The 25,273-nt window shown below is 44.4% G+C and carries 26 protein-coding genes; 19 read left to right on the top strand and 7 right to left on the bottom strand.

What is annotated here, in order from left to right; translation table 11 throughout:
• Positions 1-14: 14 nt before the first annotated feature.
• On the bottom strand, positions 15-698 hold the full coding sequence (locus ACO6V5_RS21385) for a pirin family protein (RefSeq protein WP_422409975.1): 684 nt from the start codon (positions 696-698) through the stop codon (positions 15-17).
• Positions 699-802: 104 nt separating this feature from the next.
• Here ACO6V5_RS21385 and ACO6V5_RS21380 point away from each other — a divergent pair, with 104 nt between their 5' ends.
• Together ACO6V5_RS21380 and glnE are read left to right on the top strand one after the other, a co-directional pair.
• Positions 803-1,681, top strand: a complete 879-nt coding sequence (locus ACO6V5_RS21380; protein ID WP_422409973.1) for a LysR family transcriptional regulator — start codon at positions 803-805, stop codon at positions 1,679-1,681.
• Complete coding sequence (gene glnE, locus ACO6V5_RS21375; protein ID WP_422135755.1) at positions 1,681-4,626, top strand: bifunctional [glutamate--ammonia ligase]-adenylyl-L-tyrosine phosphorylase/[glutamate--ammonia-ligase] adenylyltransferase; 2,946 nt, start codon at positions 1,681-1,683, stop codon at positions 4,624-4,626. The genes ACO6V5_RS21380 and glnE overlap by 1 nt, the downstream gene beginning before the upstream one ends.
• Here glnE and ACO6V5_RS21370 read toward each other — a convergent pair.
• On the bottom strand, positions 4,590-4,952 hold the full coding sequence (locus ACO6V5_RS21370; protein ID WP_422492150.1) for a hypothetical protein: 363 nt from the start codon (positions 4,950-4,952) through the stop codon (positions 4,590-4,592). The two genes, glnE and ACO6V5_RS21370, sit on opposite strands and share 37 nt — an antisense overlap.
• Between ACO6V5_RS21370 and ACO6V5_RS21365 the strand changes: the two genes are divergently transcribed.
• The 16 genes from ACO6V5_RS21365 (at position 4,951) to ACO6V5_RS21290 (ending at position 20,437) form a co-directional block, all read left to right on the top strand.
• Entirely contained in the window at positions 4,951-5,877 is a 927-nt protein-coding gene (locus tag ACO6V5_RS21365) for a branched-chain amino acid transaminase (RefSeq protein ID WP_422135757.1), read from the top strand. The two genes, ACO6V5_RS21370 and ACO6V5_RS21365, sit on opposite strands and share 2 nt — an antisense overlap.
• A gap of 289 nt (positions 5,878-6,166) precedes the next feature.
• Positions 6,167-7,210 (top strand): lipopolysaccharide heptosyltransferase II, encoded by a 1,044-nt coding sequence (gene waaF / locus ACO6V5_RS21360; RefSeq protein ID WP_422135758.1) that lies wholly within the window; start codon positions 6,167-6,169, stop codon positions 7,208-7,210.
• Entirely contained in the window at positions 7,207-8,214 is a 1,008-nt protein-coding gene (gene waaC / locus ACO6V5_RS21355) for a lipopolysaccharide heptosyltransferase I (RefSeq protein WP_422135759.1), read from the top strand. The genes waaF and waaC overlap by 4 nt, the downstream gene beginning before the upstream one ends.
• Positions 8,211-9,353, top strand: coding sequence for a glycosyltransferase family 4 protein (locus ACO6V5_RS21350; protein ID WP_422409970.1), 1,143 nt, complete (start codon positions 8,211-8,213; stop codon positions 9,351-9,353). Before waaC ends, ACO6V5_RS21350 begins: the two co-directional genes overlap by 4 nt.
• The gene (rfaP, locus tag ACO6V5_RS21345; protein ID WP_422409967.1) at positions 9,353-10,162 is read left to right on the top strand and encodes a lipopolysaccharide core heptose(I) kinase RfaP; all 810 of its coding nucleotides are present in this window, start codon (positions 9,353-9,355) and stop codon (positions 10,160-10,162) included. The genes ACO6V5_RS21350 and rfaP overlap by 1 nt, the downstream gene beginning before the upstream one ends.
• A 71-nt stretch (positions 10,163-10,233) precedes the next feature.
• On the top strand, positions 10,234-10,359 hold the full coding sequence (locus ACO6V5_RS21340) for a hypothetical protein (RefSeq protein WP_422135762.1): 126 nt from the start codon (positions 10,234-10,236) through the stop codon (positions 10,357-10,359).
• Positions 10,349-11,437 (top strand): HigA family addiction module antitoxin, encoded by a 1,089-nt coding sequence (locus tag ACO6V5_RS21335; protein ID WP_422409965.1) that lies wholly within the window; start codon positions 10,349-10,351, stop codon positions 11,435-11,437. The genes ACO6V5_RS21340 and ACO6V5_RS21335 overlap by 11 nt, the downstream gene beginning before the upstream one ends.
• Before the next feature lie 360 nt (positions 11,438-11,797).
• Complete coding sequence (locus ACO6V5_RS21330) at positions 11,798-12,553, top strand: lipopolysaccharide kinase InaA family protein (protein ID WP_422409963.1); 756 nt, start codon at positions 11,798-11,800, stop codon at positions 12,551-12,553.
• Positions 12,550-13,962 carry a lipopolysaccharide kinase InaA family protein gene (locus ACO6V5_RS21325; protein ID WP_422409961.1) on the top strand — a complete coding sequence of 471 codons (1,413 nt, stop codon included), beginning with the start codon at positions 12,550-12,552 and terminating at the stop codon, positions 13,960-13,962. Before ACO6V5_RS21330 ends, ACO6V5_RS21325 begins: the two co-directional genes overlap by 4 nt.
• Positions 13,963-13,974: 12 nt before the next feature.
• Positions 13,975-15,069, top strand: coding sequence for a glycosyltransferase (locus ACO6V5_RS21320; protein ID WP_422409959.1), 1,095 nt, complete (start codon positions 13,975-13,977; stop codon positions 15,067-15,069).
• A gap of 223 nt (positions 15,070-15,292) precedes the next feature.
• The gene (locus ACO6V5_RS21315; protein ID WP_422409957.1) at positions 15,293-16,141 is read left to right on the top strand and encodes a 6-hydroxymethylpterin diphosphokinase MptE-like protein; all 849 of its coding nucleotides are present in this window, start codon (positions 15,293-15,295) and stop codon (positions 16,139-16,141) included.
• Positions 16,142-16,160: 19 nt separating this feature from the next.
• Entirely contained in the window at positions 16,161-16,841 is a 681-nt protein-coding gene (locus ACO6V5_RS21310; protein ID WP_422409955.1) for a cytidylyltransferase domain-containing protein, read from the top strand.
• Positions 16,842-17,807 (top strand): glycosyltransferase family protein, encoded by a 966-nt coding sequence (locus ACO6V5_RS21305; RefSeq protein WP_422409953.1) that lies wholly within the window; start codon positions 16,842-16,844, stop codon positions 17,805-17,807.
• Between the two features lie 318 nt (positions 17,808-18,125).
• The gene (locus ACO6V5_RS21300) at positions 18,126-19,322 is read left to right on the top strand and encodes an O-antigen ligase family protein (protein ID WP_422409951.1); all 1,197 of its coding nucleotides are present in this window, start codon (positions 18,126-18,128) and stop codon (positions 19,320-19,322) included.
• 15 nt (positions 19,323-19,337) lie between these two features.
• Positions 19,338-20,105 (top strand): glycosyltransferase, encoded by a 768-nt coding sequence (locus tag ACO6V5_RS21295; protein ID WP_422409949.1) that lies wholly within the window; start codon positions 19,338-19,340, stop codon positions 20,103-20,105.
• A gap of 92 nt (positions 20,106-20,197) precedes the next feature.
• Positions 20,198-20,437 (top strand): acyl carrier protein, encoded by a 240-nt coding sequence (locus ACO6V5_RS21290; protein ID WP_422409947.1) that lies wholly within the window; start codon positions 20,198-20,200, stop codon positions 20,435-20,437.
• Here ACO6V5_RS21290 and ACO6V5_RS21285 read toward each other — a convergent pair.
• Positions 20,425-20,715: an addiction module antidote protein gene (locus ACO6V5_RS21285; RefSeq protein WP_422409945.1), complete on the bottom strand. Its 291-nt coding sequence runs from the start codon at positions 20,713-20,715 to the stop codon at positions 20,425-20,427. The genes ACO6V5_RS21290 and ACO6V5_RS21285 overlap by 13 nt on opposite strands.
• 23 nt (positions 20,716-20,738) lie before the next feature.
• Here ACO6V5_RS21285 and ACO6V5_RS21280 point away from each other — a divergent pair, with 23 nt between their 5' ends.
• On the top strand, positions 20,739-20,942 hold the full coding sequence (locus ACO6V5_RS21280) for a BrnA antitoxin family protein (RefSeq protein ID WP_422409943.1): 204 nt from the start codon (positions 20,739-20,741) through the stop codon (positions 20,940-20,942).
• 98 nt (positions 20,943-21,040) lie between these two features.
• On the opposite strand, the gene ACO6V5_RS21275 is transcribed toward ACO6V5_RS21280, so the two are convergent.
• The 4 genes from ACO6V5_RS21275 to ACO6V5_RS21260 all read right to left on the bottom strand — a co-directional run bounded on the left by ACO6V5_RS21275 (position 21,041) and on the right by ACO6V5_RS21260 (position 25,261).
• Positions 21,041-21,319, bottom strand: coding sequence for a type II toxin-antitoxin system RelB/DinJ family antitoxin (locus ACO6V5_RS21275; protein WP_422409941.1), 279 nt, complete (start codon positions 21,317-21,319; stop codon positions 21,041-21,043).
• Between the two features lie 398 nt (positions 21,320-21,717).
• Complete coding sequence (locus ACO6V5_RS21270; protein ID WP_422409939.1) at positions 21,718-22,110, bottom strand: type II toxin-antitoxin system VapC family toxin; 393 nt, start codon at positions 22,108-22,110, stop codon at positions 21,718-21,720.
• Between the two features lie 341 nt (positions 22,111-22,451).
• Positions 22,452-23,678: a pyridoxal-dependent decarboxylase, exosortase A system-associated gene (locus ACO6V5_RS21265; RefSeq protein WP_422409937.1), complete on the bottom strand. Its 1,227-nt coding sequence runs from the start codon at positions 23,676-23,678 to the stop codon at positions 22,452-22,454.
• A complete protein-coding gene (locus tag ACO6V5_RS21260) occupies positions 23,675-25,261 on the bottom strand; it encodes an acyl-CoA ligase (AMP-forming), exosortase A system-associated (protein ID WP_422409935.1) in 1,587 nt (528 codons plus the stop codon). The genes ACO6V5_RS21265 and ACO6V5_RS21260 overlap by 4 nt, the downstream gene beginning before the upstream one ends.
• Positions 25,262-25,273: the final 12 nt, after the last annotated feature.

The following is a 25,273-nucleotide window of genomic DNA, read 5'->3' as shown; positions in this document are numbered from 1 at the left end:
ATCAGTGCTCTGTTTCATTCAAAAGATTCGGTAAAAATCAGAATCAGCTGGCTCTCTTGTTGGGCAACAAAGTTCAATTCCGTCGCTCTTACCAGAGTGCCAGCCTGAATGGTTTCGCCATTAATGCTTGCCTTGCCAGTGCTGAGATAAGCCAAAACCTCACCGCTATGCCCTGTCTGGTATCCTTCGGTGGCCTGAACCATTTCTACCACGGTGTGGCTATCAAACGTTTTCGTCTGTTTTTTACTACCTCCATAGATGCGTGTTCTGACATTGGTTTCCGGGGTATAAGCCTTGTAACCGGCTGGCTCGCCTTTTGTTTCTGGCAGAACCCACAGTTGAATCAATTGATTGGGGGTTTCATCCGGATTCACTTCGTTATGAGCAAACCCTTCACCACCCGCTCGTTGTACCTGCGCCTCTCCGGCAACTAAACCTTTGCCGTGTTCCAAAGATCCAGCGTGGCTTACTCGGCCTTTTGCCATCACACTGATGACGTCGATCTCTTGGTGGGGGTGCATACCTGTCTCGCCGTGGGGCAAGAAGCTGGCATCAGCAAGATAAACGAAGTTACCTATGCCGTTAGCCGTCTCAGGTCGCTTTCGAGCACCAAATACTCGCTGATCTGTGACGACCTGTTTTTCTTCCAGTCCGGCAAAACCGCCCTGTGGTAGTTGCTCTAAGGTCAAAATTTCCATCGCTCAATCCCTGTTTTCCAGTCAGTGATGAAACCAGATTAGTTTGTTATCCAAAGTTGATATATATTCATTCATACAAAACACTGTTCAATATTTGATAACAAATGACTGACCTTAATGATCTGATGGTATTTGCAACGGTAGTCGAGAGAGGCAGCTTTACTCAGGCAGCAGAAGCACTGAATACACCGAAATCCAACATCAGCCGCAAGATCACCCGGCTGGAGTCCCGGTTGGGTGTGCGGCTGTTGGAACGTTCAACCAGAACCCTACATCTGACTGAAATCGGTCTGCGCTACTATCAGTACTGCAAAAGAATCAAAGAGGAATATGAAGCCGCAGGCAGTGCAGTGGAATCCATGCTGGAAAAACCTCAGGGCCGTTTGCGAGTGTGTACCTCTCTCGGGGTTGGACAGTCACTGCTTGGTGACCACCTTGCCGAATACTGCCAACTCTATCCTGAGGTTGAACTTGATCTTAGTTTGACTAATCGACGTGTTGATTTGATTGAAGAGGGGTACGATCTGGCGTTTAGAATTGGAGACTTGCCAGACTCTGGACTGATTGCCAGGAAACTCTGCTCCATCCATCTGCGTCTTTATGCGGCTCCGGGTTTTGCAAAACATAAAATCAAAACGCCGGGCGACTTATTAGAGCATCCGCTAATGTTGATGAGTGCAAAGGAGCGCAATCCCGATTGGCATCTCTTTTGCGGACAAGAAAATAGAACCCTGAAGTTTGAGCCGAGTCTACGCTGCGATGACTTTTCCATGCTGATGAGAATGTCCATCAGGGGGTTGGGTATCACCGAACTGCCAGAGTACATGGCAAAGCATGCCCTGGCAGCAGGTACGCTCATCAATATTCTGCCCGATTGGCAGTTCGAGCCTGTGGACTTATATGCGTTGTATCCCAGTCACCGTGGCTCAACCCCCAAAGTTCGAGCACTGCTCACCCACCTTGCTAAAGAGGGCTTCCACTAATGGCGTCGCCAGATTACAGCCTTGAGTCAATCAAAAGCCTTGAGCGAATGAACTGCCCTGCATCGGTAAAAAGCATCCTGAACAAGCAATGGGACGAGTTTCTGGAAACCTGTCGAGCAAAAGATCTGGCTGACAGATCTGACTCATTATCTCCCGATTTTCTCTCCCAACTTTATAAAACCTGGGCGGGCAGCGACTTTGCTTTTGAACAATGCCTGAAGCATCCGGATCTTGTTTTCCAACTCCATCAGAATCCGGATTTATTAAAAAACCCCAAACCCGAGAGGCATCAGGATGCCCTCCGCCTGCTGACTCAGGAAGTCCTCAACGAAAATGACCTGATGCAGCAACTCCGGGTCTACAGAAACCGTGAGATGGTCAAAATCATCTGGCGTGACCTCAACCGCCTGTGCTCCATGCAGGAAACCACACTGGATCTTTCTGCTATGGCGGATGCCTGCGTCGATCAGTCAATGGACTGGCTGTATGAAGAAGCCTGCAAAACCTGGGGTACCCCGATGGGGGCTTCCTATGGAGAAACACCTCAACCACAAAAGATGATCGTACTCGGCATGGGCAAGCTGGGTGGGCAGGAACTGAATCTTTCTTCCGACATCGACCTGATGTTCACCTATCCCCATAAGGGTGAAACGTTGGGTGGAGCTCGCTCTCTGGATAATCAGGAGTTCTTTATCCGGCTTGGGCAACGTCTGATCAAAGTCCTGGACAATCAAACGGTGGACGGCTTTGTATTCCGGGTTGATATGCGACTGAGGCCTTATGGTACCAGCGGTGCACTGGCCATGAGTTTTTCCGCTATGGAGCAGTATTATCAGGATCAGGGCAGAGACTGGGAACGCTATGCCATGATCAAGGCCAGAGCCATTGCCGGAGATATCCCGGAAGGTCAGAATCTGCTCAACATTCTGAAGCCATTCACTTTTAGAAAGTACATTGATTTCAGTGCTATTTCTGCACTCAGGGATATGAAGGCCCTGATTCAAAGAGAAGTAAAGCGCAAAGGCATGCAGGGCAACATCAAATTAGGTCCCGGCGGCATCAGAGAAATTGAATTTATTGCCCAATCATTTCAGCTGATCCACGGTGGCCGGGATCGAAGCCTTCAGGAAAAGGGACTGCTCAACATTCTCAACCGACTCTCGCCGCATTACCTGCCAGAGTTCGTTACACAGGCGTTAACTGAAGCCTACATATACCTTCGAAATTTAGAGCATGCTATTCAGGCGCTGCAAGACAGACAGACTCAGGAACTGCCGGTCGATACCCTGCAACAGGAAAGAATTGCTTTTATTGCAGGGCACCAGGACTGGTCTTCCCTGATGAGTAAACTGGATCATCACAGAGAGCAGGTCTTGGGACACTTTGATGAGGTTGTGTCCTTACCGGATACATCCAACGATCAGGAACAGACGGTTCAGGAGCACTGGAAGCTGCTCTGGCAGGGCAATCTCAACGAAGACGAGGAATTAAAACAATTCCAGGAGAACCACTTTTCAGAGCCACAAGCATCGAGGCAACGTCTGTCAGCGCTCAGGGATGGCAGAGCCATCACCAGAATCCGCCGCCAAAGCCGTGAGCGACTTGACCACTTCATGCCTTCGCTGCTGGAACATATCGGTCGTAGCGAACAGCCTGATCTGGCACTGACCCGAATTCTTCCGCTTATTGAAAGTGTTTTACGCCGAACGGCTTACCTGGTTTTGCTGATGGAAAACCCCAAAGCTCTGGAGCACCTGATCAGCCTCTGTACCGCCAGCCCCTGGATAGCAGACCAGATTGCCCGACATCCGGCCTTGCTGGATGAGTTCCTGGATATTGGTGATCTCTATAACCCACCCAAAAAAGCGGAACTTGAGCACGACCTCAGACAACAACTGACTCATATTCCGGAAGATGATCTGGAGGCCCAGATGGAAGCGCTGCGCTACTTCAAGATGTCACATCTTTTGAAAGTAGCGGCAGCACAGGTTGCTGGTACATTACCCTTAATGAAGGAAAGCGATTACCTGACCTGGATTGCCGAAGCCTTGCTGGATCAAGTGGTCGGCCTCGCATGGAAAACCATGGTTGAGCGACATGGGCACCCTGTGGGTGAAGACGGTTCCATCTGCGATCCTGGCTTTATCATCATTGGCTACGGCAAACTGGGTGGCATTGAACTCAGTCCGGGATCGGACCTGGATTTGGTGTTCGTGCATAACGGCGCTCTCAATAAAGAAACAGACGGCTCGCGCTCCATAGAAAGTTCTACCTTCTATACACGACTGGGACAGAGAATCATACACATTCTCACCGCTCAAACCCCTTCCGGAAGACTCTATGAAGTCGACATGCGTCTGCGCCCTTCAGGCGCTTCAGGAATGCTGGTCAGTTCACTCACATCTTTCGAAAAGTACCAGCGCAATGACGCCTGGACCTGGGAGCATCAGGCTCTGGTCCGGGCCAGGGCAGTAGCTGGCGATAAACAGCTGACAGCAAAGTTTGAATCACTTCGCAAAAGTATTCTGGCCATTGGCAGGGACCCTGCCACCTTGAAGGCAGAAGTCATCAGGATGCGCCATAAAATGCAAGAGCATCTGACAAAGTCCCGACGGGATGAACAGGGGCAACCCCTCTTTAATCTAAAGCACGATCGCGGCGGCATTGTCGATATTGAGTTTCTTATGCAATACGCCGTATTAGCCCATGCTCACGCTCACCCGGAAATTGCGCAATTTCCGGATAACATTCGAATTTCGGAGTCACTGGAAAAAGTCGGCTACCTGACAGCCAGTGAAGGCAAAGGGCTTAGAGAAGCTTATAAAGTCTTGAGAAAAGCGGCTCACTTGAAAGCTTTGCAAAACGAGCCATCCTTTGTGGAAATCCCCTTGGTGGAGGCCTTCACCCGTCAGGTTGAAGCGCTTTGGCAGCTATGGCTGGAATGAATGTCCCGGCGGTTTGGAATCAGTAGCAAAGTATGATCCAATACTCGTCTGCCTGCAGATAACCGAAGCACAGACAGAATCATGGCCGCCTTACCCACAGCGGCCTGCAAGCCTGGCTTGAGACCCACCGGGCTGAGTAGCCATGAACACGAAACAACCATGAGCACAGAAAGACTTTTGTCACCCAAAGTGATGACAAGACTTTCACTAAGGGTCTTCAATAAAATCACAATACCACCGTGAGAAAACAAAGCTGCCCATTTGGCGATGAACTTAGCTACATTCTCATGGTTAAAATTACTGGATTGCATCGGGAGTTTTCGCATGTCCTTCGCCGATAGAGATGGCGTTATTTGGTTTGATGGCAAGCTGGTTCCATGGCGAGAAGCACAAACCCACGTTCTGACCCATACCCTGCACTATGGCATGGGCGTCTTTGAGGGTGTTCGAGCCTACAATACCGACAAGGGTCCTGCTATTTTCCGTCTGGAAGAACATACGGATCGACTGTTCAGAAGTGCTCATATCCTGGGTATGAAGATCCCTTACTCCCGTGAAGAGCTGATCGAAGCTCAAAAGCTGGTGGTTCGTGAGAACGGTCTTGACAGTGCCTATCTCCGCCCCATGTGCTTCCTGGGCTCTGAAGGCATGGGCCTTCGTGCAGAAGGGCTAACTGTTCACTGCATCGTTGCTGCATGGAACTGGCCTTCTTACATGGACCCTGACGCCAAAGAGAAAGGTATCAAAATCCGTACTTCTTCCTACACCCGTCACCACGTAAACATCACCATGTGCAAGGCCAAGGCCAATGGTAACTACATGAACTCCATGCTGGCACTGCGTGAAGCACTGGACAGCGGCTGCGAAGAAGCTCTGCTGCTGGACAACGAAGGTTACGTGGCGGAAGGCAGTGGTGAAAACATCTTCATTGTCAAAGAAGATGGTATTCTCTACACACCTGAGCTGACTTCCTGTCTGGAAGGAATTACCCGTGACACCATTATCCGGTTTGCCGGGGAACTGGGTCTGGAAGTCAGGGAAAAGCGCATTACCCGTGACGAAGTTTATATTGCCAAAGAAGCTTTCTTCACCGGAACAGCCGCTGAAGTACTGCCTATTCGCGAGCACGATGGCCGCATCATCGGCAGTGGTCAACGTGGCCCCATCACCGAACAGCTGCAAACTATGTACTTTGATCAGGTTCAGGGCCAGCGGGAAGCATACCCTGAGTGGCTGGCTCATGTGATCTGAATCACTGGCTTTCATTCCATAAGCTGTAAGAATTACTGAGTTATTGATCAGAAAAAGTGGCGTATAATCTACGCCGCTTTTTATTTACATGGATGTAATGTATCCCCGGCCTATCTTCAGACGGGATACTCTGCATATTTGAAACTGGACACTGTCCAGTGTGCTTATTCTGCCATCGGTGACAGCGTGCTCTCACTGAGGGCGGTAGCGTGCCCAATTACAAGAGATCGATTCCGGATCGATCCCCAGGAGGCTCCAGAAGCCTCCCTGAAACAGGAACTGCAGCAACGTGAAGTACTTGATTGTCGGTCCCTCCTGGGTGGGGGATATGGTAATGGCTCAAACTTTGTTCATTGCCCTGAAACGACAACATCCAGAGGCTGTCATCGACGTACTGGCACCAGGCTGGAGCCGCCCCATCATTGAGCGCATGCCTGAAGTCCGGAACGGGATTGATATGCCCGTAGGCCATGGCAGCCTGAATCTGGCCGTGCGCAGAAGAATAGCCAGAGACCTGAAAGCACAAGGGTATGACCGGACCATTCTTCTGCCCAATTCACTAAAGTCTGCCCTGATTCCATTCCTTGCCGGCATTCCTGTCAGAATTGGCTGGCGGGGAGAAATGAGGTATGGCCTGCTTAACGACCTGAGAGTTCTGGACAAAGAGCAATACCCTCTTATGGTTGAACGCTTTGTTGCTCTGGCCTATCCGGATAAGTCGCCACTGCCCTCCCCTCTACCCAAACCTGCCTTGAGTGTTGACAGCCAGAGTGTTGCCAAAGCATTGCATCGCTATCAACTGTCTGATGACTTGCCCATTCTGGCGCTTTGTCCTGGCGCTGAGTTTGGCCCCTCGAAACAATGGCCTGCCGGTTACTACGGCGAAGTGGCCTTGACGATGGCTCAGAAAGGCTGGCAAATATGGTTGTTCGGCTCTGAAAAAGACCATGCCGTCACCCAGGAAATCATGGGCTACCTGCCCAGGAACCTGCATAAACGTTGTTTTAATCTGGCAGGACAAACCACTTTGGCGGATGCCGTTGACCTGATGTCTCTGGCCCATGCTGTGGTTTCCAATGACTCTGGCCTTATGCACATTGCCGCCGCACTTTCTCGACCTCTGGTGGCTGTTTATGGCTCGACCACTGCTGCTCATACCCCGCCAATGAACGACAACAGTGAAACACTCTGGTTGGGACTGGAATGCAGCCCCTGCTTTAAACGTGAATGTCCTCTGGAACACATGGACTGCATGAAAAAGCTGGGACCCGAAATGGTTCTGGACGCCCTGGAACGACTGTCTGGTGAACAGACTCTGGAGATTCAGGGTTGAAAGTTCTTATTGTAAAAACCACCTCCATGGGCGATGTGATTCACACACTTCCAGCCCTCACCGATGCTGCCAAAGCGATTCCGGGCATCCGGTTTGACTGGGTCGTAGAAGAAGGGTTTGCGGAAATCCCGCGCTGGCACCCTGCTGTCGATAAAGTCATACCTGTCGCGGTGAGAAGATGGCGAAAATCGATCCTGAACACAGTCCACTCAGGCGAGTGGCGTCGTTTTCGCAAAGATCTTAAATTCAGAGAATACGATGCAGTTATCGATGCCCAGGGATTATTGAAAAGCGCTCTTATTACGCGAATGGCGCGGGGCCCCAAGTTCGGGCTGAATAAAAACTCAGCCCGGGAACCCGTTTCTGCCAAGTTTTATGACTTCCCAAAAACGGTTAACTGGGGGCAACACGCCGTCGAGCGTGTACGACAGCTGTTTGCCAAATCACTGGACTACGAATTGCCAACAGAACCCGGACAGTTTTTGCTCGACCAATCCCGATTCGATGGCGACCTGATTCAAAATAAACCCTATGTCGTTTTTATTCATGGCACCACATGGCCCACCAAACACTGGCCAGAAACTTACTGGTGCCAACTGGCCCATAAAGTTCAGGCAGCGGGAATGCATATCGTCATTCCCTGGGGCAACGAAAAAGAGCAAGAACGAGCCAACTGCATCGCAAAATGTTCCGATAATATTGAGGTGCTGCCACGCCTCAGCCTGAGTGGTATTGCCGGGGTCATAGCAAATGCTAAAGCGGCGGTTGCTGTCGATACAGGACTAGGCCATTTGACGGCAGCTCTGGAAACACCCGCTGTATCTCTATACGGCCCGACCCGTCCTGACCGGGTGGGAGCCTACGGAAGCTCACAGATTCATCTGACCGTTGACCAGTGCCCTGAATGCCAGCTTCCAAAAGCCGACCCGGACATTTTCACCCCTATGACCCCGGATTATGTCTGGCCCTACCTGGAGAAGCTTCTGCAAGAGGCGTCTTCATGATATTGGCTTTTGCGCTTTATAAGTATTTTCCTTTTGGGGGGTTACAGAGAGATTTTCTGAGGATTGCGCTTGAATGCCAGAAAAGAGGCCATAGAGTTCTTGTTTTTACCACCTGCTGGCAGGGCGAAAAGCCTGACGGTTTTGATATCCGGGTTCTTAAAGTCAACGGTCATTCAAACCATGTCAGGATGAAGAGCTTCCAACAACAGATCGGCAAAACATTAGCCGACCAGCCAGAAGTCATTTTGACAGGGTTTAATAAAATGCCGGGGCTGGATATCTATTATGCCGCCGACACCTGTTATCTGGACAAAGCCCAATCAAAAGGCTGGTGGTATCGACTCACATCACGCTTTCGATATTACCAAGCCTTTGAGGAAGCGGTTTTCTCTCAGGAAAGCAAAACCGTTTCCCTGCTGATATCTGCACTGCAAAAGCCTGTCTTTCAGCGGTATTACCATACCCCTGAAGAGCGCATTCATTTGCTGCCTCCGGGTATTTCAAAGGATCGATGTCGACCTGAAAATGCCGAAGCCGTGAGGGCAGAATTCAGAAAAGAGTTTTCACTCACTGATGGGGACAAACTCGTTCTGATGGTGGGTTCTGGCTTCAAAACCAAAGGTTTGGATCGAGCCATCAGGGCTATTGCTTCATTGCCCGCTTGTCAAAAACAGAGCACTCGTTTCTTTGTGATAGGTCAGGACAAACAAAAACCCTTTGAGTCATTGGCCAAACAATTAGGTATTGAGCACCAACTTCGCTTTTTTGCTGGCCGAGATGATGTGCCCCGATTTTTGCTGGGTGCCGACTTGCTGATCCATCCAGCTTACAACGAGAATACCGGCACCGTTCTGCTAGAAGCATTGGTTGCCGGGCTGCCTGTGCTGACCACCGATGTCTGTGGCTATGCGCACTATATCGAAGACGCCAAAGCAGGTACTGTACTACCAAGTCCGTTTAATCAGGTTTCTCTGAATGAGGCTGTCAGCACAATGCTTGATTCAGAGCATTGGCTGGAATGGCAAAACAATGCCATTGCTTTCAGTGGCTCTGAGGACCTGTATAGCCTGCCTGAGCGGGCCGCTGATATTATTATTGAACAGGCTGATCGAAAGTCTGGCCATTTCTCGATTTCTTAATGCTATATCTTAGAGACGATTTTAAAAAAGCCTGGCAAGGCAAGGACCCCCAATCCCTGTTGGAAACAATGGATGGAGAGGTCTACAGAGCACTTGAAGCTCGCCGTACCTTTCGATTTGAACTGAATGGCAAAGGCTATTTTGCCAAAGTGCATGGCGGTGTCGGCTGGTTTGAAATTCTTGAGAACTTTATGCATTTGCGTAAACCCGTTCTTGGTGCAAGAAACGAATGGGAAGCTCTGAACAAACTCCATGAGATTGGCATTGATACTATGACACCTGTCGCCTATGGAGAAACCGGGAATAACCCTGCCACACTTCGCTCTTTTCTGGTGACAGAAGAGCTGGCGAATATGGTCACTCTGGAGGATTTTTGCGAGCATTGGAAAAGCGCTCCTCCTTCCTTTCGATTGAAGCAGGCTATAACGTTGAAGCTGGCAGAAATCAGCAAAAAACTCCACGATAATGGCGTCAATCATCGTGATTACTATCTTTGCCATTTCATGATGCCTGAAACCCAGACCCCCGATCCGAAACACTTGAAGTTTTATCTGATTGACCTTCACCGGGCCCAGATTCGGGATGAAATACCCGAGCGCTGGCGACTGAAAGACTTATCTGGACTCTACTTCTCTGCCATGGATTATGGCATCAGCCGAAATGATGTTTTTCGTTTTTTGAAAGCCTATACAGGGCTGTCTCTCAGAGACACATTAAAAAAATACAGCGCTTTGCTCACTCGCATTGAGAAGAAAGCCGTAAAACTGTATCAGCGCATGGAACGAAAAGCGGGAAAGAGTGACGCTTAAAACTTAGCCCTAAGCCTTCATTTCCTGCAGCCAAAGTGATCGCTTATGGGCAGGCGAGCTAAAGGGGTGTCATGACGTGCGGTGCTCTGGTGAATGCTATTAATCTGACGGGGTTTTATAGACTGATATTCACCGTCGAGGGTGACACGCTGAATATCGCAATGATTGAAGAAGTGAGCAAGCACTATGATGACTGAACAGACTTACGTGTCCGATTTGGCCATTCCCCCGGGTGAGTATTTGGAGGAAGTGCTTGAAGAGATGGATATTACCCAAGCAGAGCTAGCTCGTAGAATGGGTCGACCTCCTCAAGCCATCAATGAGATTCTCAAAGGAGAAAAGGCTATCACACCAGAAACCGCTCTTCAGCTTGAGCAAGTTGTCGGTGCGCCTGCGTATTTCTGGAGCAATCTTGAGTCCGAATATCGCTTGGTAATGGCAAAGGATGCTGATGAAAAGAAGGCAAAAGACGAGCTACAATTAGCTTCTGCCTACCCATATACAGAGATAGCAAAATTAGGCCTTGTTGAAAAAACAAGAAAACCTTTGGAGAAAGTCAAAGAACTCCGAAAATTTTTTGGTGTTTCCTCGCTCTTCCATATTACTTCTGTGAAGGAATACGCTCCTGCATTCAGGCAGAATAAGAAAGAAAGTACTTCTCATGAAGCTCTGGCAGCTTGGCTTAGAGCTGGCCATATTCTTGCGTCCAGAACAGAAGTCAGGCAATTTGATAAAGTAAAACTTCAACAATCTCTCCCGGTTTTGAGAGAGCTTACTTTTGAAACAGAGCCAAAGACTCTGTTAGAAAAGCTGAGTAATTTACTTGCCGATTGTGGCATAGCGTTAGTTGTCATCCCGCATTTCTCAAAAACTTATACTACAGGTGCAACTTACTGGATAGGCAAAAGCAAGGCTGTAATAATGATGTCTATGAGAGGTAGTTGGTCTGATATATTTTGGTTTAGTTTAATGCATGAAATTGGACACATTTTGCTACATGATAAAAGAATCACATTCTTGGAAAATGATTCTAAAGATCAACAATATATCAGACAAGAGTCTGAAGCAGATAAATTTGCACAGACAACATTAATTCCTGAAAGTGAATACTCTGCTTTCTTGAAAGAAGGGGTTTTCACTAAAGCTGCTATCAGCCAATTCTCTCAAGCAATAGGCATTTTTCCCGGTATTATCTCTGGACGCCTTCAATACAACAAAAAGCTACCTCACACTTCTAATTTCCACAGAGTTCGCTTCAAGTGGCAAAACCCCTAACATATATGAGCCGTAACTCTCTCTGTCAAAGGCAAATAACTGCCCCTTGGCAAAACAGGAGCCAAAGTCATCCAGTTGAACACTGACGGAATCCTGTAATAACACACCGGTTGGCAATGCTGTCGCTTCGCTCGAGAGCACTTATACCGTGATTGGTGCGAAACCACCCGGGATATTATCAGCTCCATGTGCCGTATTGAGATTGGTGATAAAGGCTACTACCTGAAACGATATACCAGAGGCGTGAAACAGCATGCCTTTGAGAGAAGCTCTGGAACAATATATGAACCGGTGAAAAACAGCAGAAATGAAAACGACAAAACTGTACAAACGAATGCGCCGAAAAGAAATGGGGCATAGATGCTGACAAAATCCCATTGGACATTAAGTCGGGAGTATCAGCATTCTCCGGCTGCTGCGGCCTTTTCAAGTCTCGACAAAGTCTTCTCTCTTTCTGGCCAGCACATCACACAGGACACCCTTAGCAATGTCCGAAGAGTTGAGATAGATAACACCGGCTATTATGTGAAACGCTATACCAGGGCTGGCAAAGGACTCAGACGCTACATCGGGCGCAGCCGTATTAAGGCAGAGTGGGAAAATATGCTGTTTTTTCATGAAATTGGTGTACCGGCAGCTCCTGTAGTCGCTTATGGAGAAGAAAAGAAGCATGGAGTAATGACCAGAGGTGCTTTGATTACCCGGGAAGTTGAAAACACCTGGAATTTGAAAATGCTGGTAGATCAGGATCTACCACAACTTTATAGCCGTCAATGGATGGGTATTGTTATCAGTCAAGTTGCCGCTGCCACCAGAAAACTGCACGAGAATAACTTTATTCACACTGACTTAAAGTGGCGAAATATTCTTGTTACGAAAACAGAAAACCCTGTAATAGCTCTGATCGATTGCCCTGCCGGTGCACAGATGTCCGGCTGGCTGCTGAAAAGAAATATCGTAAAAGACTTGGCTTGCCTTGATAAGGTAGCAAAAGAAGTACTCAGTCAAAGCCAGCGACTCTCTTTTTATAAACAATATGCTGGAGTCAACCGACTGAATAAGAGTGACAAAAAGCTCATTAGAAAGATACTGGGCTTCTTTGAGGGCAGGGAATGAGCCCAATTCATTTTAATGAACTTGTCAGCAGGTCGGCCCCTCCTTCAACACCCTTCTCACTTGAGCTGCCTGGCCATGGACCAATCAATATACTTACCAGCCTTCGCTGGTTACCCGGTAAACGGCTAGTAGCCAAGGCTTTATTGAATGACCAGACAGTATTGTTGAAATGTTTTATTGGTTCCTCAGCAAAACGACACTTTCGTAGAGAGCTTGCAGGTATTGAAGGTTTTCAGCAAGCAGGAGTGTCCACGCCGAGCATACTGAATCAGTGTCAGGCAGATGGTTTTGCCTTTATTACGACTAAGTTTCTGGATAAGAGCCAGTCACTGGATGAACTCTGGCGAAGCAATTTATCTGAAGCTCAGCGCCTCAGCTATTTGAAACAAGTGGTAACAGCGATTGCCAGGCTGCACCGTCAGAAAATAATCCATAATGACCCTCATCTTGATAACTTTCTGGTGGCAGGCCATCAACTCTACCTGATTGATGGTGGTGGTACACAGCATCTGTCAATGACAGCACACCCTCGAAAAGCTCTGGATAACCTGGCGCTTTTTCTCTCCGTACTTTTTCCAAAGTATGACAGGCTGTCGCTGCAGTGCCTGCCTGATTATCTGGCCATCAATCCGATTAAAGTTGATCGTTATGATTTTGAAACCGCAATACGCGAGAAGAGAAGATGGCGAGAGCGTTATCTTGAAAAAGTATTCAGGACTTGTACAGACTTCATAGCCAAATCCAGCTTCAGACGGTTCCAGGTAATTGATCGAACTGAGTACAGCGACGCTCTCAATACTTTTCTTAACAGCCCTGATGCTTTTATCAACTCAGGCCAGGTACTCAAGCGAGGTCGAACCAATACCGTTGCCGTTGTATTGCTGGATAACGGCAGAAAGGTTTTTGTTAAACGCTACAAAAGCAAGAAAGGTCTCATTCATAAATACGTACGTGGATTCAGACAGTCTCGTGCGCGCAATGCCTGGTACATTGCTCACTACCTGCTGCGCATTCTGGGAGTTGACACACCCAAGCCTATTGCATTGCTGGAGTACAGAATAGGTCGATTTATTACCTGCAGCTACCTGATAACAGAATACGTCGAAGCCCGGGATGCACTTTCATTTTTTACGCAACAGGAAGAAGCTACGCCTTTTGTCCAGATGCAGGCCCAGAAGCTTCTGGATATTATTGAAGCACTAAAGAGTGGCAGAGTTTTTCATGGTGATATGAAAGCTACCAACTTTATGTTGACGCCAGAACGAATGATGACAATAGATCTTGATCAAGCCATTATTTGCAAAACAGAAAAATGCTTCCAACGCCTGCATAAAAAAGATATTGAAAGGTTTGCCCGTAATTGGGTGGATTATCCTGTCGTAAAACAATTATTTATTACAGATGCATGAGTTTTTTCATTAATGACCAGTAAAACGAAAGAACGATGGGTGCTTCAGCTCTGTCATGGATATGACATGCCCTTCCATGATATTGCCAGACAGTACACCCGACTCCTGAACAAACTCAACTACAAAGTACTAACTGTCTTTCTTACCGGTAAAAAAGACAGCAAAATAGCCCGCTATACAGACTCTGATAAAGTGATTTTTCTGGAAAATAGCTCAGAAGACTTAAGAGGCGCTAAAAGAAAACAGATCGCTCAGGTAAAGGAAATATATAATGAGACCACTCCAGAATTTGTTGTAGCTCAACGTTATAAAGCTATTTACATTGCCTGCCATCTTCCCGAAACACCTGTTATTGGCGTTTGTCATGCCTTTGGTGTATTCAATCGCTGGAGGCGACGCGCCTTCGCTTATCTCAACAGGAAACGGCTCTTTCTTCTTGGGGTATCAAACGCTGTTTGCAATAATATCAAGCAAGCCCTGCCATTTTTTCCTTCGGGACAAATCAGGTATCAGTATAATCATATTGATATAAAAGCAATCCAAGACAAACAGTTGTCAAGAGAAGAATCCAGAAAACTACTTGGGTTGCCAGCAGACGGCTACATTTTTGGTAATGTTGGTCGCTTGCACCCTGATAAGGACCAGGCCTCTTTAATCAAAGCTTTTGCCAGAGCCGTAAAATCAATGCCAGATGCATCTCTGGTTATTATTGGTAAAGGAAAACTGGAGAGTGATCTGAAAAAGTTAGCCAAAAAAGAGAATATTCAGAAAAAGGTTGTCTTTACTGGAGTTGTTCCAGATGCTTATAAATATTTCAAAGCATTCAATAGTTTTATCCTTACTTCAGATCATGAGCCCTTTGGCATGGTAGTACTTGAGGCTATGGCAGCAGGTTTACCTGTGGCTTCATCGAACTGTGGAGGGCCTGGTGAAATTCTTAAAAGCAATCTATTCACAACAGGAGACACTGATAGAATAGCGAATATACTTCTGGAGCTTTACCAAAGTAAAGACAATGGAATATACCAGCTAGAGCTACAAAGATTCAGTTTAGAGATTACTGCAGAAGATTTTATCGACTCTCTCAATTATTGGAAAATAGACTAAATGTTAACGGGTTGATTAATATGCCAAAAATAGCAATTATTTTTCTATCCTGTTGAAAACAGATTTTCTGATTTATGTTTCCTAGCGTCTTTTTGGGATGAATAAATAAAATCATTGTTTTTCGTAATGACTCAGAGTTACCTAAAAGGTTCAAAAATCTAAAGATAAAAAGTCAACAGTACTAAGAAGACAACATAAAAAGTTAAAAGCGACAATGATCAGCATGAGCAATCAATTCAACCTAGATTATTCTGAAAATGGAAAACCTTTTTTCATTTCCAATAATGAAAAAAATAAGATTAATCTTGAAAATCCATTTTATCTTAGAGACTCCATAAATAATAATGTCCTTATTTTGGCTTCAGGGCCTTCTGCTACTGATATAGACCCCAAACAGCTACATAGCTTGACATTTTTTGCAGTCAACGGATCAGCTCAGTTATTACTTAAACATGATATTAAACCTGATTATTACGTGATAGATGATCTGGACGTCGCACAAAAAAGGACTGAGCTGGTACTAGAAGGTATCACCAAATCTAAAGTAAGTTTTGTTTCACCCGAGATTTTATCCTTTCTGTATAGCAACTACCCCAATTGTACTAAGTCTAATAAGTTTGTTGTTATCTTTAAAAGATCAAAAAAACCGGGAACTAAGGAAAGTCCACTAATTAACTATATCAAAGGCCTTTTCGACGACAATATTTACCAGAGTAAAACTGCAATATTTAGTGCTAAAAAAAGAACATTAGGATTTTCTACTGATATTACAAAAGGCTACTTTTCGGCCAGAACTATACCTTTTGTTGCTGCACAAATAGCCCATTATATGGGAGGTAAAAAGATATTCTTTTCAGGTTTAGATTTACAGGGTACAGAGCGTTTCTATGAAAAGAGTGAAAAAGCACTTCCCTCAACACTAGATGATAGTTTTAGTCGCTATATAGAGCCTTCATTTAAGTTCCTAAACACAGTGACTAAAAAGACAAGTGTCCGGTTTTATAACTTCTCTGAGAACAGCAAGCTTAGTAATAAAATTCTAGAGAAAATTAATTTTTCAAAATTTATTTAATTTTTAACAAGGTGTACCAATGGAAAAAACAGCAGTTATAGTAGCTCGTTCAGGAAGCATAAGGGTGAAAAATAAGGCTTTGCAACTTTTAGGAGAGTACAGCTTGCTTGCAAGAAAAATACTTCAGTTAAGTAAGTGTCAAAATATCGATAGGATCATTGTTGGATCAGATTCTGAAGAAATTCTTCTTCATGCAGATTATTACGGAGCAGAAACAGTAAAAAGAGAAAATTATTACTGTGATGAAAAAAAATGTAGTGCAAACGAAATGATTGAAAACATGTGCTCACTTATTGAGACTGACTTAATTATATGGGCTCACTGCACTAATCCATTAATTACCCCAAGCACCTATGACTTAGCTATAGATACTTTTATTAAATCAAAAAAACATGGTTATGATTCACTATTATCAGTTATTTCACTACAAGAGCATTTATGGAGCACTGAAAAAAAACCACTTAATTATAACCCATATCAGGAAAAACATACTCTGGCTAAAGATATAGAACCATATTATATGCAAGATGGTGGAATTTTCATTCAACAAAGAGATGATATGCTCAGAAATAAATACTTTTTCGGAAAAACACCATATTTATTTTCACTTCCAGAGAATGAATTCTTTGACATTAATACTGAAAGAGACCTTCATATCGCTAGATCTTTATGTAAGTTTTACAATAGAGAAAACATCTAAATGAAGACACTATTACTAGTTCAAAAAGAACAGAGGGTTATTTTAGATACTCTATATGAGGCTATAGAAAGGGAGATTAGCGATTTAACCATCTACAAAATGACCGCCACAGAGCAGAGCAGCTTAAAAGATTTCTTCTCAAGGATCTCTTATCAAGAGTATGATCGGATAGTATTTTTTCTTCGTTTCAAAAAAGAAATACAACAAGTTTCATTTATTAGGACTATTCCTAATTTGGTTATTCTCGAGCATGATGCTTATCAAAATTACATAGACTGCAAATACAAAGGAAAATTTAGCAAACACTATCGTGCATTACCTTGGTCAAGAATTATAAGCTCAGGCTATTCTGTGACAAAAAAACTTCAATCTGAAAACTTTGATGCTGTTTTCGTACCAAAGGGGTATGATCAAAAACTTCTTTCAAATAAAAAACTCGAACGTGATATTGAATTGGCATTTCTTGGAAGCATTGAACATAAAACTTATAGGCTACGCAAAAAGTGGTTACTCCAACTAAAAGAGGAAGAAAACCTTCAGATCGTACGTACAGCTTCAGGAGAAGATTACTGTAAAGCCCTAAATAGAATTAAATTCTTTATCAGTGCCGATATTGGTTTTGGAGAGTACATGATTAAAAACTTCGAAGCCATGGCATGTGGATGTGTTCTTTTTTCATATAACCAAGGTGAGGATGAAAATCAGGCTCTTGGGTTTGTTGATATGGAAAATATAGTTCTCTACAGTTCTTTGGATGAGCTGAAACATAAGCTTAATATACTAAGAAAAAAACCAGAAAAAGCTTTGTCTATATCCGTAAACGGTCAGATATTAGCTGAAAGGGAATATTCTTTCGATAAAATAGGTAAGAAAATTGCCGAAGCCTTAGCTCCACCCCTAAGAAAAAAAGTAACTAAAGCAATTTTTGGCATCAAGCGATTTAGCTATGAACTTCCTGCCACATGAAATCGATTATTCATACCACTTATTCGATTTACCCTTTAACAAAAATGGCACGATTATGATCACTCTTTGACTAGAATTTAAAATTTTTCTGAGGCAAAAAATATTGTAACCAGCGCAGATTTGTCTATCTACATCGTATGACCTTTATTCATTCTTTTTTCACTTCATTATGCCAGAGCTGCTGATAAACATCATTCACTAGCAGTTCAGTTATCTTTAAGATCATTCAGTTGTATTTACTCTTTTAATATAGAAGAATGTCATTTCCCACAGGATTGAACAAACTAATAACTAGCTGGCCTATGGTATTTCCATATTATGGTTTACACATCAAAAATAAAATTTCCCGAGCAAAACAAATGGTCGTTAAAAATAATAAAGTTCATAACTTTTGGACTCATTTTTTTTCTGATCAGCTTTCTATTCCCTATATCAAATAAAACTGGCAACAATTTTTTTTATTCTATGGTCTTGCTGCCCTTTTTATTATCTCTTTTAACAAAAGGTCGAACCTTTTATTCGACAGGATCACTATTCCCTATTGCTTTAATTTCATTAACGATAATGTTATTCGTTACAACCCCTCACAACCCAGTGAAAGCGATAAAGTATTTTATCTATCTTGTATCATTTTGGGTTGTAGCCAGCACATTAGTTAGAGAGAATGTTATAGACATAGAGAAACTGGCTATTTTAATGATGTTTGCTTCACTACTGTTTTCTTTAGCTCTTTTCTTTGTTCATCTATTCATCAAAGGATATCCGTTATCTTCCAGACCGAATTTACATATGATATTTCGTCTTGGTAATCCCATAATGGCATCTATGCTTTTAACATTTTTTACAACGACTGGTATAGCCATACTAATCGATAAGAAAAAATACCTAATTTCAGTTATTATTCTTATATTATCGATAAGTATGCAGGTCTTACTTCAAACTAGAACTGGGCTTGCCGGTTATCTCGGTGCTTTTTTAGCTTTGTCTATTTTTATTTTATTTTCGTCTCAAAACATAAAAGAAAAAATAAGAATAGCTATAGCTTTTGCAGCAATTATCTCTTTATTATTTTTGGCATTAAGACTAGGAATCTTTGACAGATTAATTGAAAGAGGTTCTAGCCATAGAATTGAGCTCTATATTATTACAATCTCTGAATATTTAAAAAACTGTAATTTTCTATTTGGGTGTGGAATAAATTACGAACTTTCCTCAGTTTTAAATAATGGTACAGCTATCAATCACCCTCACAGCATTTATAGTTCTCAACTTATTTACTTCGGTATACTCAGCTTAATTTGTATATTAGCTTTGCAAACGAAGGCCCTTCTCCTATTTATTAGTAAACCTAACCCATGGCTTTATGGTTTTGTGGCTGCATCAGTCTGTTTTTTATTTGATGGAAGTAAACTATACACAAACCCAGGTATTGAATGGCTGTTTTTTTGGTTTCCTTTGGCAATACTCGATGGCCTTACAGCAAAGACCTTTCCCACTTCCAAAAAATACAGTTAACCTATCAGGATTTTTATGAAATTTTCATTTTCTGATGATAGTAATGTGACCGTTGTTATTACTAGTTGTGGCCGCTTTTCTCACCTTAAAGAGACAATAAAATCTTTTCTTGACACCAATACTTATCCTATAAAAAGACTAATTGTTATAGAAGACTCCGGCTCCGATAAAATAACTAACTATATACCAGAAGAAATAAAACCATACACTGACATCATAATAAACAAAAAAAAACTAGGTCAAATAAAGTCTATTGATAAGGCTTATTCAAAAGTAGATACTGAATATATCTTTCATTGCGAAGATGATTGGAGGTTCTATCGTCCAGGTTACATTGAAGATTCACTTCAAATTCTAGAAAGTAATTCACATGTTTTGCAGGTGTGGTTAAGGAGCTTCTATCACGATATTAGTATACATAGTCCTTACCATTCTCTAGGCGAGAGAGAGTCTATTGGTCAAAACCACTTTTACAGGATAAATTCAGATAAAAAAGAGTGGCAAGGTTTTTCGTTTAATCCAGGGCTACGAAGGGTTTCGGATTACAGAGCAATAACCGCTTATGATAATTTTCCTAGCGAGAAGGCTCTATCAATACATTATGCAGCCAAAGGATATTACGCTGTTATTCTTGAGAATGATGCAGTCCTGCATACTGGCTTTGGACAGCATGTAGAAGACCCCAGAGAAAAAACAAAAAAAACAAAAAAGAAATTACGAAGGCAGCTTTCATACATATTATTGTCTATAGTTTGTTTTGGACTAGGCTACATCCTGCATTGATTTTTCCTTTCTCTCTCCAAAAAACTTTTTAAATTTACGACCATTTTTTATTATCCTTTAACCAAGAAAGTTGACAGCATTGAGTAAATCATATGGAAAAAATTCAAGAACTTAAGTCCCTTTTATCAGACATTCTTGAGGTCGATACCAGCGACTTTGACGAATCTACTGAGTTACTGGGCGCTTTGCCGGCATTTGACTCCATGGCTGTAGTGGGTGTGATCACTGCCATGGAAGAGTCTTTTGGCATCAACGTTGCCGATGATGATATCGATGCGACCATCTTCGAAACGGTTGGTAGTTTGTTGGGCTATATTAATCAGGCTTCCTGAGTCATTTTTTGATCCGAAACAGCCCCGCTGTGACAGGCTTTTTGAGATTTTGGAGTAATACTGAAACCCAGAGCCTGCATAATGCTCAGGATGGTTTTCAGTGTTGGGTTTCCGTCTTCGATGAATGAGGTATACAGTTGCTCCCGGGAAAGGTCGGCTTGCCTGGCAACGTTGCCCATGCCCTCAGCCCAGGCAACAACCCCCGGAGCTCTGGCAATATAAGAAGCGTCTCCAGTCTCGTAAGCATCAATGATAAACGCCTCTCTGGCCAGGGACATGCACCGAAAAGAGAGGATGACCTATGAGCAATACACGAAAACGACCTGATTTCAAAACCGAGGAAGAAGAGCGAGCCTTCTGGGAACACCACGACTCAAGTGATTATGTGGACTGGAGCAAGGCTGAAGCTGTTACCTTGCCGAACTTGAAGCCTTCAACCAAGACCATATCCTTACGGCTGCCGGAAAGCTTGCAGGACGGCATTCAACAAGAGGCCAACAAATGAGATATGCCTTATCAGTCATTGAACAATCTTTTTAAGTTTCTGTATATCCCTACCCTGGCGCTCGACTTTTTTATAATCCTTTTTGAATTTTTTTGACCTTACTGGAGTAAGCATCGTTCTTTGTCCAGATCATTAAACATTTCTGCCATAGAATCATATCGAGTCAAACCTATACCCTTGTCTGTATCTTCGAAAGTTTTCAGGGTTTCTTCATTAGGTATACGAACATCAAAAGGCAATCCATTACACAAGCTCACCTGCTTATAAAACAAAGTGATTGCGTCAGTTGCGTTCAGTCCAAGTTTCCTGAATATCGCCTCAGCGTGTTCTTTTACATCAGGTTCTATTCTGGCACGGATCATTGGGCTCTTGCTCATTGTAAGTACCTCTACATATCAGATTGCTTCGCACAGCGTAATGTAGATCATTTGGGATACAGTGCAAATACAACATAAATCGGTTAGCCGGTGGTCTCCGGAATACCCAATTGAGGCGGCTTTGATATGAGAAAGTCACTAATATCCACTCACAGGGCAAACGCTTTTTTGCTAACAACATAGAAATTTCCCGCATAGAAATATCACAGCATGCGAGTTCGCCTTTCTCTCTTCCTACTTCGAGAGTTTTTTGCGCTTTAGCTGACAATCTGTCTGGGTAGCCTGATAGCCTACGTTGAAAGATCTGTAGCTTAAAGCAATTATAAACAGCGGAAAGATCTTTCATGCCAAGATGTGTGCTGTGTCTATTCGGCTTCAGCACAATCTCAGAGATTAAGTCACCACAAAGTCTTTAGTTCTTTTACCTCAGTCAGTTTACTATCACAAGTTACCAAATATGTCTGATAGTGGATCGCAGTAGCCCCAATAAGACGATCAGCAGGATCGTTATGGTTAAAAAAAGAGCTATTCGAGAGTTTTGCAATCTCTGGTGATATAGCTATTACTGAGAGGCTGTTAGCACTGATAAGTTCTTTTAGAAAGTCACCAATATCCAATGGCAGGGTCAAACGCTTTTTTGCTGATAGCATAGAAATTTCCCACAGAGAAATATCACAGCATGCGAGTTCACCTTTTTCTCTTCCTGCTTCAAGGGTTTTGTTCGCTTTAACTGACAGCCTTTCTGGAGCAATAGCGTCAAATATCAACACATGCGTATCAAGTATGATCACTTCTCTGCATCCCAGCTTTCCCCAACTGGGGATATGACATCATCTATCTGACACTGAGAGGCTATTTTGTTTAGTCTGTTCCTGGCCTCACTCTGCCCATCTGGCTCAGGGATAATACGGGCGATAATTTTACCATGCCTGGATAGGGCCAGACTTTCTCCATTGTTAACCCGGGCAAGCCAAGCTTGCAAGTTTTCTCGAAAGTCAGATACTTTCACCTGAACGGTTTCCATACTCGCCCTCCCATTTCGTTTCCTTTATAAAAATCTGTACAATAATGTGTACAAAAATATAGACCATAGCCATTATATTCACAACCAGCTGATATCGACTGACTCATCTCAAATCAGAATCTCTTTCACTTCAGGATGACTCAAGAACTTCTGCGGACTTGCCGTGGCTCCATAGGCGCCCGACTGAAGTACAACAACCAGATCACCCACTTCGGCTACAGGCAACTCCAGCTTGGCCCCAACAATATCCAGAGGCGTGCACAAAGGTCCAACGATCTCAACGATTTCTTTCTCTTCAGATGCGATCCGATCAGCAATCAGCACGGGGTAGTTTTTACGGATAACCTGACCAAAATTGCCAGAGTTCGACAGGTGATGATGCAGTCCGCCATCGGTCATCAGGTAGGTTTGCCCCCTGGATTTTTTTTTATCCGTAATCTGGCAGAAGTAGTAACCCGCTTCACCAACCAGATATCGGCCTAACTCCATGACTATCTCGGCATTTTGTAATCGGCCTGAGCGAGCCCCCATCAGCTTTTTCAGATGTTCAGCAACAGGGACAACATCCAGCGCCTGCTCACCCGGAAAATAGGGAATCCCCAGTCCGCCACCTATGTTGACATGCCGAACCGGAACAGGAGCCAACTCACAAAGTCGTGCAGCCAACTCAAATGTTTTCCCATGAGCATCTATCAACGCATCCGGATTCAGATTCTGTGACCCGGAATAAATATGAAAACCATAAAAGTCTACTTTTTCGGTATCCAACCCGGATAACACGTCAGGCATTAATTCTGCATCTATACCAAACTGCTTCGGGCCTCCAGCCATTTTCATACCAGAGGACTTGAGTTCAAAATCAGGATTGACGCGAAAAGCGATCTTGGGCTTTATTTGCAACTCAGAGGAAAGCTGGTAAAGCCTCTCCAGTTCCAAACTGGATTCAACATTAATCACGATATTGGCGGCCACAGCTGCCCTGAGTTCTTCTACTCTTTTCGCAGGCCCGGCAAAGCTAATCGACTCAGGATCAATACCCGAACTTATTGCGACCATCATTTCCCTCTGGGAAGCCACATCCAGACCATCCACAAGACCTGCCAGATGATAAACAACAGCGGGCATTGGATTCGCTTTAATCGCATAATGCAACTTTAGGTCAGAAGGCATCACCGAACGTAGGGACTGTACCCGCTCAGTGAGTGACTTTCTGTCGTATATGTAACAAGGTGTTCCTCCGGCGATGGCCACCAGCTGCTCAGCAGGACGGCCAGCGACCTGAAGATGATTATTCCTGACTGAAATTCTCTGCAGACGATCATGCTGCTTGCTCATTTACTTTCTCCGGATACAAACAGATTTTCATACTCTGCAGCCAAGGTTTTTCTGTCTATTTTGCCGTTAGGATTTCTCGCTAAAGCACTTTGAGTAATTACCCGCAAAGGCACCATATAGGTTGGCATGTGTTTTTGGAAATACTTGATAACTGCTTTCTCTTCAACAGGCTCACCTGTCGCAGATACCACGATAAGTACGATAGCCTGACCCAGCTGGTCATGGGAAACACCAATAGCAGCCACTTCCAATACCATTTCAGATGCGTACATTAGCTCTTCAAGCTCACTGGGACTCACCCGATAGCCTGATGTCTTGATCATGTCATCTTTACGACCGACGAAATACAAATAACCGTCTTCATCCTGAGTAACAGTATCACCCGACCAGACAGCCAGCTCAGGGGTTGGAATTTCCTGAATCGACAAAGGCACGGGTTTGAAACGCTCTTTGGTTCGCTCAGGATCATTCCAATAGCCCAGTGCCACCAGACTACCCCGATGCACCAGTTCTCCCGGCTCATGGGGTTTACAGGGTAGTCCACGCTCATTGATAACCAGTAATTCAGCATTGGGAATGGCTCTGCCCATGGAGCCTGGGCGACGGTCTACGTCTTCAGGTGGCAGATAACTCGATCGAAAGGCTTCTGTCAGGCCATACATTAAATAAGGTGAAGCCTGTGGCAATTTATTTCTAAGCGCATCCAGGGTTGACGATGGCATGGCTCCACCAGAATTCGTGAAATACCTCAGACTCTCTGCTGCTTCTTCAGGCCAGCTCATTTCAGAAAGCTGTACCCAAAGGGGTGGCACCAGAGCCAGGCCGGTAATGTTCTGCTGAGCCACTTGTTTGATGATATCTCCGGGCAGCAGATACTCCAGCAGATAGCAGCTGGCGCCGGAGGCAAAGGCGGTGGTTAATTGACTGAAACCATAGTCAAAACTAAACGGCAGTACACACAGGAGCCGGTCATGATGGGTATTTTCGAGATACTCAGAGACACTATAAGCCCCGGTCACCATATTGCGATGAGAAAGCACGACCCCCTTCGGCTTACCGGTACTTCCGGAGGTATAGAGAATCGCGGCCACATCCATATCAATAGAGGGCGGTTGAAACCAGGTGTTCTCTTCCTTAAGGAAATCTGACCAGGCAATAACCTGAACACAACTTTCCTCTTCAGAGTGCCCATCCACCAAAACAATATGACTCAAATCGTGGCAATCGGTCAGGCTGGCCTCAATCTGCTTGAAGCGAGCCTTATTAGTAATCAGAACACTGGCCTTGCAATCCGTCAGAATATGCAACACCTGAGGTGCTTTTAACACCGGATTGACAGGCACCATGACGCCACCGGCCGCTGTTGTTCCAAAATAACTAAATACTGCTTCAGCGGTTTTTGGCAGATAAACAGCGACTCTTTCGTGCCTCGATAATCCCAGACTCTGCAAGCCTGAAGCCACACTTTTTACATCCAGGGCAACCGAAGCATAATCATACCACTGAGATTTCACCCCCAGAGCCTGAGACAGAGGTGCTTTTTCGGCCTGATCAAACAGTAATTGATGTAACAGCTGGCTCATGCATGAATCCGT

Origin of the sequence: Endozoicomonas sp. ALD068 (assembly GCF_049310145.1) — a bacterium.
In the GTDB taxonomy this organism is placed as follows: Bacteria; Pseudomonadota; Gammaproteobacteria; order Pseudomonadales; family Endozoicomonadaceae; genus Endozoicomonas_A.
Note: the sequence above shows the minus strand (reverse complement) of the source record. Positions and strands in the feature narration are given on the sequence as shown.